Consider the following 14,761-nt stretch of genomic DNA (forward strand, 5'->3'; position numbering starts at 1 on the left):
GCGGATACGGGATGTCGAAGCCGGTCACCCGCAGCACCGGCGCCTCCAGGTAGTGGAAGCACCGCTCGGTGACGCGGGCGGCGATCTCCGCGCCCGGCCCGCCGAAGCCGCCGGACTCGTGGACCACGACCGCGCGCCCGGTCCGGCGTACGGAGGCCACGACGGTCTCCTCGTCGAACGGGACCAGCGAGCGCAGGTCCACGACCTCCAGGTCCCAGCCCTCCTCGCGCGCCGCCTCGGCCGCCTCCAGGCAGACCGGCAGCGAAGGCCCGTAGGTGATCAGCGTCGCGCTCGTGCCGGTCCGCCGGACGAGCGCCTTGCCGATGCCCGGCACCGCCGAGGGGGCGTCCGGCGACCACTCGGCCTTCGACCAGTAGAGCCGCTTCGGCTCCAGGAAGATCACCGGGTCGTCGCTGGCTATCGAGGCGCGCAGCAGCCCGTACGCGTCCTCGACCGTCGCCGGGGTCACGACCGTGAGCCCGGGGGTCGCCACGTAGTACGCCTCGGAGGAGTCGCTGTGGTGCTCGACTCCGCCGATCCCGCCGCCGTACGGCACCCGGATGGTGATCGGGAGCGGCATCGCGCCGCGGGTGCGGTTGCGCATCTTGGCGACGTGGGAGATCAGCTGCTCGAAGGCCGGGTAGGCGAACGCGTCGAACTGCATCTCCACCACGGGCCGCAGCCCGTACATGGCCATGCCGACCGCCGCGCCGAGTATCCCGGCCTCGGCGAGCGGGGTGTCCGTGCAGCGGTCCTCGCCGAACTCCTTCGCGAGCCCGTCCGTGATCCGGAAGACGCCGCCGAGCGCCCCGACGTCCTCGCCCATGACGTGGACCGTCGGGTCCTCGGCCATCGCGTCGCGCATCGCCCGGTTCAGGGCCTGCGCCATGGTGGCCGGCTTCGTGGTCGTCGGCTTCGCCGCCACCGTGGTCATGACGGGTCCTCCTCTTCCGGCTCGGCCGCGTCCAGCTCGGCGCGCAGCATGGCGGCCTGTTCGCGCAGCCGGCCGGTCTGCTCCGCGTAGACGTTTTCGAACAGGTCCATCGGGTCCAGCACCGGCTCCGCGTTCATCGCGTCCCGCAGCTCCGCCGCCATCGCCTCGGCCGCGTCCTTGGCGGCCTGGATGCCGGCCTCGTCCAGCAGCCCGCGCGCGGTCAGCTCGCGCTCCAGCAGCTGGACCGGGTCGTGGGCCTTCCAGGCCTCGACCTCGGCGTCGCCCCGGTAGCGGGTGGCGTCGTCGGCGTTGGTGTGGGCCTCTATTCGGTACGTGACGGCCTCGATCATGGTGGGTCCGCCACCCGACCGGGCCCGCCGGACCGCCTCGGACAGCACCTCGTGCATGGCGGCGATGTCGTTGCCGTCGACGAGGCGGCCGGGCATCCCGTACCCCACGGCCTTGTGGGCCAGGGTCGGGGCGGCGCTCTGCTTGGCGAGCGGGACCGATATCGCGAAGCCGTTGTTCTGGACGAGGAAGACGACCGGCGCCTGCCAGACGGCGGCGAAGTTCATGGCCTCGTGGAAATCGCCCTCGCTGGTGCCGCCGTCGCCGACCATGGCGAGGGCGACCACGTCGTCGCCGCGCAGCCGGGCGGCGTGAGCCAGGCCGACCGCGTGCGGCAGCTGGGTGGCGAGCGGGGTCGACAGCGGGGCTATCCGGCGCTCGCGCGGGTCGTACCCGGTGTGCCAGTCGCCCCGCAGGAGGGTCAGCGCCTGCACGGGGTCCAGTCCGCGGGCCACGGCCGCGAGGGTGTCGCGGTAGCTCGGGAAGAGCCAGTCCTGGTCCTCCAGGACGAGGGCCGCGGCGATCTCGCACGCCTCCTGTCCGACGGTGGACGGATACACGGCCAGTCGGCCCTGCCGGGTGAGGGCGGTGGCCTGGGCGTTGTAGCGGCGGCCGCGCACCAGCTCGGCGTAGCACCGGCGCATCAGCTCGGGGTCGAGCCGGTCGGCGGCCGGTGTGCCCAGCACCCGGTACGGCTCGGGGTCCGGGAGCAGCGGGGCGGCATCCGTACGGGGCCTCCAGGCGGGCGGCTGGGTGGAGCGGTGGGACGCACCGGCACCGGGCAGCTCTTGGACCGTCATGGCGGTGTACACCTCCTCGTGGGAAGCGGGCAGAGAAAGCCCCGGGTGTGAGGCCCCTCACCTACCGATTGTTCGGTTGTCTGCGCAATTTGGCTACAGGCGGCTCCAGGCTGTGGACAAAGTGGCGACGACGCCCTGGTATGGGTGCAGGACGTCCAGGAGAGGCAGGCAACGGGCGATGGCGGATGAACAAATGGCCGGAGCGGGTTCGGGGACGGGCGCCGGACCGGTACCCCCGGTAAGCCCCCCTGGGGGGCCGCAGGTCCCACCCCGTCCCCTGGACCCGATCGACCGTTCGATCGTGCGGTTGCTGCAAGCGGACGGCCGCGCCTCGATACGTTCCGTGGCGGAGCAGGTCCACGTCTCCCGGGCCAATGCCTACGCCCGCATCAACCGGCTCATCGACGACGGGGTGATCCGGGGCTTCACCGCCCGCGTCAACCACGAGAGGGCCGGCCAGGGCGCCTCCGCCTACATCACCCTGAAGATCGTCCAGAACTCCTGGCGCACGGTCCGCGAGCAGCTCCGCGAGCTCCCGGGCGCCGCCCACATCGCCCTGGTCAGCGGCGATTTCGACGTCCTGCTGCTGGTCCACACCCCGGACAACCGCACCCTGCGCGAGCTGGTCCTGACCCGCCTCCAGTCCATCCCGGAGGTCCTGTCCACCCGCACCCTGCTGGTCTTCGAGGAATCGGACCTCCTGGACCCGAACGCACCCCCCGGCACCCCGACGATCACCGAGGACTAGGCCGCATGGCAACGCCCCACGAGCCCCCGCCCGGCCTCCACCCGACCGGCCTCGTCCCCATTGCGCCGGCACGGCGTCGTCTCGGCCCGGGGCTCCGCCGGGAAACGGGCCCTGCGCCCGGAAGCTCTACCGTCCGTAGGGGTCAGCGCTGGGTGCGCAGGCCGTCCAGGGCCATGCTGACCACGGCGTCCGCGAGCTGGTCGGGGGTGGTGCCCGGGTGCGGGCGGTACCACTCGACCAGGGAGTTGACCATGCCGAAGAGGAGCCGGGTGGCCAGGCGGATGTCCACGTCGGCCCGCAGGTCGCCTTCGGCGGCGGCGGCCTTGAGCAGGTCCGCGACCTGGTGGTCGAACTCGCGGCGGCGCTCCAGCGCCCAGCGCTCGGTGCGGGTGTTGCCGCGGACGCGCAGCAGCAGCGTCACGTAGGGGAGTTCCGCGACGAGGACCTCGACCGTGCGGCGCGTGACGTATTCGACCCGCTCGACCGCGCGGCCCCGTACCGCCCCGGACTCCCCCAGGACCGCGAAGAGTTCGTCCAGAGCCCGGCTGACGGCGCGGTGGAGGAGCTCCTCCTTGCCCGCGACGTGGTGGTAGATCGAGGACTTCGAGATGCCCGCGGCCTTGGAGAGGTGCTCCATCGAGGTGCCGTCGTAGCCCCGCTCGATGAAGACCTGGACGGCGACCGAGAGGAGCGTCTCGGGTGTGTACGTGTCCCGTTTGGCCGTCGTCATTCCGTCTCCCCCTCGTCGTAGGCGTCCGTCTCGTCCGCGCCCTCGTCCGCGCCCTCGTCGTCGTCCCCCGCCGCGTAGCCCAGCTTGTACAGCGCCAGCGAAGGCGCGTACCGCCCGCCCGGGCAGCGCTCGTCGAGGTGGTGCAGCAGGTCGTAGGCCCAGTCGCGGCCGAGCCGGTCGTGCCATTCGGCGGGGCCCATCGGGTAGTTGACCCCGAGCCGCATCGCCGTGTCGATGTCCTCGGCACCGGCCACCCCGCGCGCCACGGCGTCGGCGGTGAGGTCGATCAGCATGGCGACGGTACGGGCGACGATCATGCCGGGGACGTCGCCGATGACGGAGACCTTCTTGCCCAGCTTCTGGAACAGGCCGATGGCCTCGGAGAGGGTCCGCTCGCTGGTGTCCTCGCTGGCGGAGAGCGCGATCCGGGTGGCGTCGCGGTAGTCGAAGGCGAGGTCGAAGTAGACGACGTCCGCGAACTCGACCGAGGTCTTGCCGTCGGCGAGCACGAGCTGGCCCTCGCCCGGGAGCTGGATGTACGGGCCCCCGTGCTCCGTGGCGGTGACCGCGATCCCGGCCTCCTCGACGAGGTCGGCCAGGGCGGCCGCGGGCCCGAGGTCGCCGACGAAGGTGACCTTCGCGGGCGCCTCCTCGGGGCCGGCGGTGTGCGGGGCCGGGGCGGTGGCCTCCGGGCCGTACGGGTACCAGCCGTGGCCGGACTTGCGGCCGAGGCGGCCCGACTGGACCAGGCGGCGCTGCGCGAGCGAGGGGGTGAACTTGGGGCTGCGGAAGAAGGACTCCCACACGGAGCGGGTGACGGCCTCGTTGACGTCCTGGCCGATCAGGTCGGTCAGCGCGAAGGGGCCCATCTTGAAGCCGCCGCTCTCGCGGAGCACGGCGTCGATGGTGGCCGGGTCGGCGCCCTGCTCCTCGTACACCGCGAAGGCCTCGGCGTAGAAGGGGCGGGCGATCCGGTTGACGATGAAGCCCGGGGTGTCGGCGCAGCGGACCGGGGTCTTGCCCCAGCCGAGAACGGTGCCGTACGCGCGGTCGGCGGCGGCCGGGTCGGTGGCGAATCCGGAGACCACCTCGACCAGCGGGAGCAGCGGGGCCGGGTTGAAGAAGTGCAGGCCGAGGAAGCGGCCGGGGTGCGCGAGGCCGGCGGCGAGCTCGGTGACGGAGAGGGAGGAGGTGTTGGTGGCCAGCAGCGCGTCCGGCGAAACCACCTCTTCGAGCGCCGCGAACAGCGCGCGCTTGACGGCGACGTCCTCGACGACCGCCTCGATGACGAGAGCGGCCTCAAAGAGCCCGGACAGCCCGGCCGCCGAATCGATTCGGCCGATCGCGTCCTCGGCCTCGGCCCGATCCAGCCTGCCCTTGGCGGCCATCCGCTCGACGCGGTCCTGCACGAAACCGACGGCGTCGGCGGCGAGCGAGGCGTTGATGTCGTAGATCAGCACGCGGTGACCTGCGAGAAGGGCGACCTGGGCGATGCCCTGTCCCATGGTGCCGGCGCCGACGACCGCCACTGTGCGGGACCGCTCGATTGCTGTCATGACCAGATCCTCCCGCACGGGCTTTTCCACAGGCCTGCCGGGCCCTCTTGTCCCGACCGATCGTTCGGTTACTCTAACTCCAGTCTGCTCTTCTTCATCCCTTCTTGCCCGACCCGATCGCCTGATCCCGCCCGGCTCAACGAGGAGTTGGTCCCTGATGGCCGCCGAGCTCACCGTCCCCCAGCTGTCCGACAAGCACCGGCCGACCCTGGACCAGGCGCTGGCCACCATCCGCAGCCGCGCCTACTGGTCCCCGCATCCCGAGCACCCCAAGGCGTACGGGGAGACCGCCCCCGCCGACGGCCTCGCCGCCTTCGAGGCGCTGCGCGGCACCCGGATCGACCTCGGGCAGCCCGGCACCGACGGCTGGACGGGCTCCGAGGTGTCCCCGTACGGCCCGGAGCTGGGCGTCGAGTACCCGCACGTGGACCCGGACGTCCTGCTGCCCGCGATGCGCGCCGGCATGGGCGCCTGGCGGGACGCGGGCCCCGAGGCGCGCGCCCTGGTCTGCATCGAGATCCTGTCGCGGATCTCGGCCCGGACGCACGAGTTCGCGCACGCCGTCATGCACACCAGCGGCCAGGCCTTCATGATGGCCTTCCAGGCGGGCGGCCCGCACGCGCAGGACCGCGGCCTGGAGGCCGTGGCCTATGCGTACGAGGAGCAGACCCGGGTCCCCGGCCAGGCCGACTGGTCCAAGCCGCAGGGCAAGAAGGACCCCCTGGAGCTGGGGAAGACCTTCACGGCCGTCCCGCGCGGCATCTCCCTGATGATCGGCTGCAACACCTTCCCCACCTGGAACGGATACCCGGGGCTCTTCGCCTCCCTCGCCACGGGCAACCCGGTCCTGGTCAAGCCGCACCCGCGCGCCGTGCTCCCGCTGGCGCTCACCGTCCAGGTGGCCCGCGAGGTCCTGGCACGGGCCGGTTTCGACCCGAACCTGGTGGCGCTGGCGGTGGAGCGGCCGGGCGAGGGCATCGCCAAGACCCTCGCCCTGCGCCCCGAGATCAAGGTCATCGACTACACGGGGTCCACGGAGTTCGGCGACTGGCTGGAGGCCAACGCCCGCCAGGCGCAGGTCTACACCGAGAAGGCGGGCGTCAACACCGTCGTCCTCGACTCCACCGACGACTACAAGGGCATGCTGTCCAATCTGGCCTTCTCCCTGTCCCTGTACAGCGGGCAGATGTGCACCACCCCGCAGAACCTGCTGATCCCGCGCGAGGGCATCGGCACGGACGCCGGCCACAAGACGTACGACGAGGTCGTCTCCGACCTCGCGGGCGCGGTCGGCGGCCTGCTCGGCGACGACACGCGGGCCAACGCCCTGCTCGGCGCGCTGGTCAACCCGGACGTCAAGGCCCGCCTGGAGGCGGCAGCCGGGCTCGGCGAGGTCGCGCTGGCCTCGCGCGAGGTGGTCAACCCGGAGTTCCCGGACGCGGTGGTCCGCACCCCGGTGATGGTGAAGCTGGACTCGGCCAAGCAGGACCCGCAGGCCCCGTACCTCTCGGAGTGCTTCGGCCCGGTCTCCTTCGCGGTGGCGGTCGACTCCACGGCGGACGCGCTCGACCTGCTGCGGCGCACGGTCCGCGAGAAGGGCGCGATGACGGTCGGGGCGTACACCACGTCCGCGGACACCGAGCGGGCCATCGAAGAGGTCTGCCTGGAAGAATCGGCGCAGCTCTCGCTCAACCTCACGGGCGGGGTCTATGTGAACCAGACCTCGGCCTTCTCGGACTTCCACGGTTCGGGCGGCAACCCGGCGGCGAACGCCGCGCTGTGCGACGGGGCCTTCGTGTCCAACCGCTTCCGCGTGGTGGAGGTCCGCCGCCAGGCCTGAGGGTGACCGACAAGCGGGCCCGGCCGTGGTGGCGGCGGGCCCGCTTGACCCTCGACCTGGTGGAGGTCCCAGAGTCGTCGGTGTGGAGAGCGACATGCGTGGCATCGGCGAGATGGGCCGGTCCAGCGGGCTGGGCGTGAGCGCCCTGCGGTTCTACGACCGCGCGGGCGTCCTGGTGCCCGCCTGGGTGGATCCGGTGACCGGGTACCGCTGGTACGCGCCCGAGCAGTTGGACGAGGCCCGGCTGCTGGCCCGGCTGAGGCGGTCGGGGATGCCCCTGGCGGACATCCGGCTGGTCCTGGCCGCCTGGTCCGGCGGGGACACCGGCCTGGTGCCCCGGCTGCTGGACGGGCACCTGCGCCGGCTCGAACAGGGGCTGGCCGACGCCCGCGAAGAGTTCTCCACGGTACGAGCGCTACTCGGACACAAGGAGACCTCCATGACCACCATGAGCACCGCCACCACCCGGCTGACCGTGCCGGGCGCCGAGATCGCGGCCGCGCTGGACGCCGTGCGCTTCGCCGCCGGAACCGACCCCGAGCTGCCCGTCCTCGGCGGGATCCACTTCGACATCGAGGGCGAGGCCCTCCACGTGGTGGCCACGGACCGCTACCGCATGGCCGTCGCCCGCGCCTCCACCACCGGCCACGGCGGCGACCGGATCCAGGTGACCGTGCCCACCCCGCTCGTGGACGCGATGCGCGCCCTGCTGAGCGAGGGCGCCCCGGCCCTCCTCACCGTCGACGGGGACAAGGTGGAGCTGGAAACCCAGGGCCGCCAGGTCGCCGGCCGGAGCCTCGGCGAGGACTTCCCCGACTACCGCCGCCTCACCCGGCTGCCCGAGGGCCGCCGCCTCACCCTGGACGTACCGGCGCTGCGCGACGCCCTGCGCCGCGCCCTCGCCGAGCAGGACACCGACGTGTGCGTCCTCGTCCTGACGGACGAGGTGACCGTCGGCGACGAGGACCGCGCCGACGACCGCGCTGGCGACCGGGCCGGGGACCGGGTGGGGGTCAACCCCGCGTTCCTGCTCGACGCGCTCGCCGCCGGCGACGAACTGCTGCTGGAGTACGTGGGCCCCAAGGCCCCCCTCGTCCTCCTGCGCCCCGACACCGAGGACGCCTTCTCGCTCCTGATGCCGGTCGCGCTGGACGCCTGAGTCCTACGGGGCCTCGTGCGGGTCCGCATCGGGCCCCGGCCCAGGGCCGCCCCAGTGGAAGAGGGTCATGGCCACGCTGGTGGCCAGGTTGTAGCTGGAGACCTGCGGACGCATCGGCAGGGACACCAGGTGATCGGCGCGGGTGCGGAGCTCGGGCGAGATCCCGTGGCGTTCGGAGCCGAAGGCGAGCAGGGCGTCGTCCGGGAGGGTGAGGGCACGGATGTCCTCGCCCTCCGGGTCGAGCGCGTACAGCGGTCCGGGCGGCAGGGAGTCGATGTCCACCCGATCGACGGTGGTGGCGTAGTGCAGCCCCGCCCCGGCGCGGACCACGTTGGGGTGCCAGGGGTCGAGGTCGCCACGGGTGACGACGCCGGTGGCGCCGAAGCCGGCGGCCAGCCGGACGACCGCGCCCACGTTGCCGAGGTTGCGGGGGTTGTCCAGCACGACCACCGGGGCCGTCCTGGGCATCGCGTCGAGCCGCGCCCGCCCCTCGCCCCGGTCGGGCCGGACCGCCAGGGCCGCCACCCCGGTGGGATGGACCCGGCCCAGCAGCCCCTTGAGCGGAGCCCGGAGCACCAGCCGGGCCACCTCGTCCTCGACGTCCGGAGCCAGCTCGTGCGCGAGGCCCCGTACGGCGTCCGGATCGTCGGCGACGGCGACCAGCACGTCCGCCCCGAAGCGCAGGGCGTGCTTCAGCGCGTGGAACCCGTCGAGGAGCACGAGGTCCTCCCGCGCGGCGGCCTCCCGCCACTGCCGTTCGGTGCCGTCGGAAGTCTCGTGCTGCTCACTCATGCCACCGAGCCTACGGTCCGCTGCCCGGCGTCAGGTTCCGTCCCCGGGTCCACCTCCGACCCCGACCCCGGACCCGGACCCGGAATCGGCAGACCGCGGGCCGGCCAGCGCGCGGCGACCCGTGCGCAGACCCGCGCGCCGAGCCAGACCAAGAACGCCGTCGGCAGGAACACCGCGTCGGCGGCGATCATCGCCATCGAGAAGAACGGCAGGCCCAGCAGCACCGCGATCCCCGCGTGCTCCAGCATCATCAGGACCAGCAGGACGTTCTTGATCCGCCGGTTGAACAGCGTGAACGGGAAGGCCACCTGGACCGCGACCGTGCCGTACGTCAGCAGCATCACCAGCGTGCCGCTGCTCGCCAGGAGGCCGGACACCTCGGGCCACGGGGTGAAGTAGTCCAGGCGCAGCGGGTAGTACAGCGCCGTGCCGTCCTGCCAGCGCGAGCCCTGGATCTTGTACCAGCCCGCCGTGGCGTAGATCAGGCAGACCTCCGCCGTGATCACCAGCATCCCCGCGTTGTGCAGCAGGTTCGCCAGCACGTCCAGGACCGCCCGGCCCTCGCCCTGCGGCTCGTAGCGGTCGACCATCCACCACAGTGCCGCGACCACCCACAGCGCCGCGAAGGCCGACAGCCAGACCGGGCCGAAGCGGCCGGTCACGACCCCGTACGCGAACACCGCGCCGAGCACGGCCCACAGCACCGGCCCCGCCCGCCCGGCCGACGCCGTACCGAGGCGGCGGGCGCGGGCGGCGTCGAGCGACCACACCTGGGCGCAGCGGGTCAGGACGAGGTAGATCGCCATCAGGTGGATGACGTTGTCCCCGCCGTCGCCCATGAAGACGCTGCGGTTCTGCAGCGAGAGCACCCCGATCATGAACACCACGGAGGTCGCCCGCGTCCGCCAGCCCAGCATCAGCAGCGCGCTCGCCAGCACGGACACGGCGTAGACGATCTCGAACCAGAGCGTCGAGTCCGACCACATCAGCACCGTGAAGGCGTGGTTCCAGGCGATCAGCCGCTCCGCCAGCTCCCAGCTCCAGGGCCCGTCCGGTCCGTACAGCTCGTGCCGGTTCGGGAACTCGCGCAGCAGGAAGAACAGCCAGGTGGCGGAGAAGCCGATGCGGACCACGGCGCTCTGGTACGGGCCCAGCGACTGCCCGCTGACCTTGGCCAGCGCCCGGCCGGCGGCGGCGCGGGCGCCCCGGAGGCCGCTCGGACCACCCGGACCGCCCGGACCGCTCGGACCACCCGGACCGCTCGCGGCGCGGACTCCGTCGCTCACACCGTCCACCACGGCAGCTCCCGGTAGGACGTCTCGGTGTCGGTCTTCTCGTCGGACCACTTCGGCGCGGCCACCGCCTTCGTCGCCCCCCGCAGCTGGATCCGTACGATCCGGCCCTCGGCGAGGTGCGCGGCCTTGCCCGTGGAGGTGTCCGCGTCCGTCCTGACCTTCAGCCGCTCCAGGGCGATCCGCCGCAGGTACTGCTCCGCGAGGTCGCCGCGCTCGCCGTTCGACTTGTTGTCGTCGTCGTGGGAGGCCGTGAAGAAGTCCCAGGCGCGCCGGACCTCGTTCTGCTCGGTGTGGCTCGGCAGCAGGCTGTGCCGGATGGCCTCGCCGTCCTCGCTGGACAGCCCGCGCCAGTTGCTGGTCACCAGGTCGCCCTCCGCGGTCCGGACCTCCACGCGCACCTCGACCCCGATGTTCTGCTGGAGGGGGTTGGGCGCGAAGAGCTTCCAGTTCTGCTCGAACTCGGGATAGATCCAGTCGTCGACCATCCGCGCGTGCTGCTTGCTCAGCGTGTTGGACGGGGCCACGTGCAGGAAGACCAGCCCCAGGTGCCAGCAGACGCCGATCGCCACGACCTTCAGGGCCAGGGCCGTGACGACCCGGTACGGGGCGGACAGACCGGCGATTCCGGGCGCCCTGGACGGGGGCGGGACGTCGTCTGCCGGGGGCTCGTGCCCGTTCGAATCCATCCCGCCCCGATCATCCGGCGTCCACAGGGTTGACCACAGAGGTTGACACCCTACGGGCCGTCGTCCCACCATTGAAGAGCATGAACCGAACGATCGGTCGGTCGGTCGGGACGAGGCGGAAAAAGACTCTCTGACAGGGGGCCGTGATGGTGGCAGTGACCCCGGAAGCGGGGCGGGAAGCGGGCATCGGCGTGACGGACGACCTCGGCACGCAGCTCGCGGCGGCATTCGACGCGGCCGTCGCGGCCGACGAGCGCGTGGAGCCGCGCGACTGGATGCCCGACGAATACCGTGCCTCCCTGGTCCGCCAAATGGCCCAGCACGCCCACTCCGAGATCATCGGCATGCAGCCCGAGGCGAACTGGATCACCCGCGCGCCCTCCCTGCGCCGCAAGGCGATCCTGATGGCGAAGGTCCAGGACGAGGCCGGCCACGGCCTGTACCTGTACAGCGCCGCCGAGACCCTCGGCACCAGCCGCGACGAGCTGCTCGACAAGCTCCACGCCGGCAAGCAGAAGTACTCCTCGATCTTCAATTACCCCACGCTGACCTGGGCCGACGTCGGCGCGATCGGCTGGCTCGTGGACGGCGCGGCGATCACCAACCAGGTCCCGATCTGCCGCTGCTCCTACGGGCCGTACGCGCGGGCCATGGTCCGGATCTGCAAGGAGGAGTCCTTCCACCAGCGGCAGGGCTTCGAACTGCTCATGGCCCTCTCCAAGGGCACCGAGGCGCAGCACGCGATGGCGCAGGACGCCGTCGACCGGTGGTGGTGGCCCTCGCTGATGATGTTCGGCCCGCCGGACGGGGAGTCCGCGCACTCGGCGCAGTCGATGGCCTGGCGGATCAAGCGCCACTCCAACGACGAACTGCGCCAGCGCTTCGTGGACATAGCCGTCCCCCAGGCCGAGGCGCTGGGCCTGACCCTGCCCGACCCGGACCTGAAGTGGAACGAGGAGCGCGGGCACCACGACTTCGGCGCGATCGACTGGGCCGAGTTCTGGGACGTGCTCAAGGGCAACGGCCCGTGCAACGAGGAGCGGATCGGTCAGCGCCGCGCGGCGCACAAGGAAGGCGCCTGGGTGCGCGACGCGGCCGCGGCGTACGCACAGAAGCATTCAGCGGCGAACGGATCCACCGCAAGCACCGGAAGCGAGGCTCGGGTATGACGCAGAACTGGCCCCTGTGGGAGGTGTTCGTCCGCTCGCGGCGCGGCCTCTCGCACACGCACGCGGGCAGCCTTCACGCCCCCGACGCGGAGATGGCCCTGCGCAACGCCCGCGATCTCTACACCCGGCGCGGCGAGGGCATCTCGATCTGGGTGGTGCCCTCCACGGAGATCACCGCCTCCTCCCCGGACGAGCGGGACCCGTTCTTCGCCCCGTCCGCCGACAAGCCGTACCGCCACCCCACCTTCTACGAGATCCCCGAGGGGGTGCACCACCTGTGACCAGCACCGATGTGGTCCAAATGGCCACCCTCTGCCTCGGTGACGACGCGCTGATCCTCTCCCACCGCCTCGGCGAGTGGGCGGGCCACGCCCCGGTCCTGGAGGAGGAGGTCGCGCTCGCCAACATCGCCCTCGACCTCCTCGGCCAGGCGCGCGTCCTGCTGTCGATGGCCGGAGACGAGGACGAGCTGGCGTACCTGCGCGAGGAGCGGTCCTTCCGCAACCTCCAGCTGGTGGAGCAGCCCAACGGCGACTTCGCCCACACCATCGCGCGCCAGCTCTACTTCTCGCTCTACCAGCACGAGCTCTACGGGGAACTGGAGCGCGGCGAAGGCCCGTTCGCGCCGCTCGCCGCCAAGGCGGTCAAGGAGACGGCGTACCACGTCGACCACGCCGAGCAGTGGACGCTGCGGCTCGGCGACGGCACCGAGGAGAGCCGGGCCCGGATGCGGGCCGGGCTGGACGGGCTGTGGAAGTACACCGGCGAGATGTTCCAGCCCGTGCCCGGGCTGGAGGGGACCGACGGGACCGACAGGCCCAACGGCATCGACGCCATCGACTGGGCCGCCCTGGAAGGCCGTTGGCTGGCCGCGCTGGGCGACGTACTGGAGCGGGCCGGGCTGGCGCTGCCGGAGGGGCCCCGCAGCGGGGCCTGGGCCGCCGGAGCGGGACGTCAGGGACTGCACACCGAGTCGTTCGGGCGGCTGCTCGCCGAAATGCAGCACCTGCACCGCAGCCACCCGGGGGCGTCGTGGTGACCGGCACCGGCATGGAGCAGACCCGGCTGGAGGTGGAGCTGGCCGAGCTGGCCGGCTCCGTCCCCGACCCCGAGCTGCCCGTGCTCACCCTCGCCGAGCTCGGTGTGATGCGCGGGGTGCGGATGCGCGAGGACGGCCATGTCGAGGTCACCCTCACCCCCACCTACACCGGCTGCCCGGCCATCGAGGCCATGTCCGCGGACATCGAGCGGGTCCTGACCGACCACGGGATACCGGGCGTCACCGTGCGGACCGTGCTGGCCCCCGCCTGGTCCACCGACGACATCAGCGCCGAAGGCCGCCGCAAACTGGCCGAGTTCGGCATCGCCCCGCCGCGGCCGCACGCCGCGGGCGGACCGGTTCCGCTCACCCTGTCGGTCCGCTGCCCCCACTGCGGATCGCCCGACACCGAGCTGCTCAGCCGGTTCTCCTCCACCGCGTGCAAGGCGCTGCGTCGCTGCGTCGCCTGCCGTGAACCGTTCGACCACTTCAAGGAGCTGTAGATGGCCGCGTCCCCGCCGTCGCCCACCCCGGGGTCCGCGAGCCCGGCGCGCCCCGCGCGCCACGGCGCGTTCCACACCTTGACGGTGGCGGCGGTCGACCGGCTCACCGAGGACTCCGTGGCCCTGACCCTGGCCGTGCCGCCCGAGCTGAGCGACGAGTACCGGCACGCCCCCGGCCAGCACCTCACCCTGCGCCGCGGCCCCCTCGACGGCTCCGGCCGGGCGGAGGTCCGCCGTACGTACTCGATCTGCTCCCCCGCCCCGGCGGCCGACGGGCCGGGCCCCTCGGCGCTGCGGGTCGGGGTGCGCCTGGTGGAGGGCGGGGAGTTCTCCTCGTTCGCGCACAAGGAGATCGCCGCCGGAGACGCCCTGGACGTGATGGTCCCGGCCGGCCGGTTCATCCTGGATCCGGCCGCGGCGCCGCCCGCCGCGCACTACGCGGCGATCGTCGGCGGCAGCGGGATCACCCCGGTGCTGTCGATCGCCGCCACCCTGCTCGCGGCCCGGCCCGATGCCCGGTTCTGCCTGGTGCGCAGCGACCGCAGCGCCGCCTCGACGATGTTCCTGGAGGAGGTGGCCGACCTCAAGGACCGCTATCCCGACCGGTTCCAGCTGGTCACCGTGCTCTCTCGGGAGGAGCAGGACGCCGGGCTGCCTTCGGGCCGGCTCGGCGAGGAGCGGCTGACGGCACTGCTGCCCGCGCTGCTCCCGGTCGCCGAGGTGACGGGCTGGTTCCTGTGCGGACCGTACGGGCTGGTGACCGGCGCGGAGCAGGCACTGGCCGCGCTCGGCGTGGAGCGGACCCGGGTCCACGAGGAGATCTTCCACGTCGAGGACACCGCCCCGCCGGCGCCCGTGGCCTCGGCCGCCGCCACCCACGGCCGGGTCACGGCGCGGCTCGACGGCCGCTCGGGCACCTGGCCGGTCCGGGAGGGCGAGTCCCTGCTCGACGCGGTGCTGCGGGCCCGCGCGGATGCCCCGTACGCCTGCAAGGGCGGGGTGTGCGGCACCTGCCGGGCGTTCCTGGTGACCGGCGAGGTGCGGATGGACCGCAATTTCGCGCTGGAGGAGACGGAGACGGAGGCCGGGTTCGTGCTGGCCTGCCAGTCGCACCCGGTGTCGGAGGAAGTGGAGATCGACTTCGACCGCTGAGCGGCCGACC

General features: G+C 72.5%; 15 protein-coding genes. 8 read left to right on the top strand and 7 right to left on the bottom strand.

The window, feature by feature from the left end; all coding sequences use genetic code 11:
- A partial coding sequence (locus ACFXDJ_RS00005) for an alpha-ketoacid dehydrogenase subunit beta (protein WP_384847385.1) occupies positions 1-934 on the bottom strand: 934 nt, incomplete at its 3' end.
- Entirely contained in the window at positions 931-2,082 is a 1,152-nt protein-coding gene (gene pdhA / locus ACFXDJ_RS00010; protein WP_384650471.1) for a pyruvate dehydrogenase (acetyl-transferring) E1 component subunit alpha, read from the bottom strand. The genes pdhA and ACFXDJ_RS00005, both read right to left, overlap by 4 nt.
- A gap of 178 nt (positions 2,083-2,260) precedes the next feature.
- Here pdhA and ACFXDJ_RS00015 point away from each other — a divergent pair, with 178 nt between their 5' ends.
- Positions 2,261-2,830: an Lrp/AsnC family transcriptional regulator gene (locus ACFXDJ_RS00015; RefSeq protein ID WP_384650473.1), complete on the top strand. Its 570-nt coding sequence runs from the start codon at positions 2,261-2,263 to the stop codon at positions 2,828-2,830.
- Positions 2,831-2,972: 142 nt separating this feature from the next.
- Here the strand turns inward: ACFXDJ_RS00015 and ACFXDJ_RS00020 are convergent, their stop codons facing one another.
- Both ACFXDJ_RS00020 and ACFXDJ_RS00025 read right to left on the bottom strand, forming a co-directional pair.
- A complete protein-coding gene (locus ACFXDJ_RS00020) occupies positions 2,973-3,560 on the bottom strand; it encodes a TetR/AcrR family transcriptional regulator (RefSeq protein ID WP_384650475.1) in 588 nt (195 codons plus the stop codon).
- Positions 3,557-5,116: a 3-hydroxyacyl-CoA dehydrogenase gene (locus ACFXDJ_RS00025; RefSeq protein WP_384650478.1), complete on the bottom strand. Its 1,560-nt coding sequence runs from the start codon at positions 5,114-5,116 to the stop codon at positions 3,557-3,559. The genes ACFXDJ_RS00020 and ACFXDJ_RS00025 overlap by 4 nt, the downstream gene beginning before the upstream one ends.
- Before the next feature lie 157 nt (positions 5,117-5,273).
- On the opposite strand from ACFXDJ_RS00025, the gene paaN reads away from it, so the two are divergent.
- Positions 5,274-6,956, top strand: a complete 1,683-nt coding sequence (gene paaN, locus ACFXDJ_RS00030; RefSeq protein ID WP_384650480.1) for a phenylacetic acid degradation protein PaaN — start codon at positions 5,274-5,276, stop codon at positions 6,954-6,956.
- Positions 6,957-7,050: 94 nt separating this feature from the next.
- Positions 7,051-8,115, top strand: a complete 1,065-nt coding sequence (locus ACFXDJ_RS00035) for a MerR family transcriptional regulator (RefSeq protein WP_384650482.1) — start codon at positions 7,051-7,053, stop codon at positions 8,113-8,115.
- A 3-nt stretch (positions 8,116-8,118) separates the two neighbouring features.
- Here the strand turns inward: ACFXDJ_RS00035 and ACFXDJ_RS00040 are convergent, their stop codons facing one another.
- From ACFXDJ_RS00040 to ACFXDJ_RS00050, 3 genes are read right to left on the bottom strand one after another with little or no spacing between them, the layout of a single operon-like run.
- A complete protein-coding gene (locus tag ACFXDJ_RS00040; protein WP_384650484.1) occupies positions 8,119-8,907 on the bottom strand; it encodes a TrmH family RNA methyltransferase in 789 nt (262 codons plus the stop codon).
- Positions 8,904-10,193 (bottom strand): HTTM domain-containing protein, encoded by a 1,290-nt coding sequence (locus tag ACFXDJ_RS00045; RefSeq protein WP_384650486.1) that lies wholly within the window; start codon positions 10,191-10,193, stop codon positions 8,904-8,906. The genes ACFXDJ_RS00040 and ACFXDJ_RS00045 overlap by 4 nt, the downstream gene beginning before the upstream one ends.
- The gene (locus ACFXDJ_RS00050) at positions 10,190-10,888 is read right to left on the bottom strand and encodes a DUF5819 family protein (RefSeq protein WP_384650488.1); all 699 of its coding nucleotides are present in this window, start codon (positions 10,886-10,888) and stop codon (positions 10,190-10,192) included. The genes ACFXDJ_RS00045 and ACFXDJ_RS00050 overlap by 4 nt, the downstream gene beginning before the upstream one ends.
- 146 nt (positions 10,889-11,034) lie before the next feature.
- Here ACFXDJ_RS00050 and paaA point away from each other — a divergent pair, with 146 nt between their 5' ends.
- From paaA to ACFXDJ_RS00075, 5 genes are read left to right on the top strand one after another with little or no spacing between them, the layout of a single operon-like run.
- The gene (gene paaA, locus ACFXDJ_RS00055; RefSeq protein ID WP_384650490.1) at positions 11,035-12,057 is read left to right on the top strand and encodes a 1,2-phenylacetyl-CoA epoxidase subunit PaaA; all 1,023 of its coding nucleotides are present in this window, start codon (positions 11,035-11,037) and stop codon (positions 12,055-12,057) included.
- Positions 12,054-12,338 carry a 1,2-phenylacetyl-CoA epoxidase subunit PaaB gene (gene paaB / locus ACFXDJ_RS00060; RefSeq protein ID WP_030292728.1) on the top strand — a complete coding sequence of 95 codons (285 nt, stop codon included), beginning with the start codon at positions 12,054-12,056 and terminating at the stop codon, positions 12,336-12,338. Before paaA ends, paaB begins: the two co-directional genes overlap by 4 nt.
- A 20-nt stretch (positions 12,339-12,358) precedes the next feature.
- Positions 12,359-13,096: a 1,2-phenylacetyl-CoA epoxidase subunit PaaC gene (gene paaC, locus ACFXDJ_RS00065; RefSeq protein ID WP_384650531.1), complete on the top strand. Its 738-nt coding sequence runs from the start codon at positions 12,359-12,361 to the stop codon at positions 13,094-13,096.
- 11 nt (positions 13,097-13,107) lie between these two features.
- The gene (gene paaD / locus ACFXDJ_RS00070) at positions 13,108-13,599 is read left to right on the top strand and encodes a 1,2-phenylacetyl-CoA epoxidase subunit PaaD (RefSeq protein ID WP_384650533.1); all 492 of its coding nucleotides are present in this window, start codon (positions 13,108-13,110) and stop codon (positions 13,597-13,599) included.
- On the top strand, positions 13,600-14,751 hold the full coding sequence (locus ACFXDJ_RS00075; RefSeq protein ID WP_384650492.1) for a 2Fe-2S iron-sulfur cluster-binding protein: 1,152 nt from the start codon (positions 13,600-13,602) through the stop codon (positions 14,749-14,751).
- Positions 14,752-14,761: the final 10 nt, after the last annotated feature.

The sequence above is a fragment of the Streptomyces sp. NPDC059443 genome, assembly GCF_042750105.1.
In the GTDB taxonomy this organism is placed as follows: domain Bacteria; phylum Actinomycetota; class Actinomycetes; order Streptomycetales; family Streptomycetaceae; genus Streptomyces.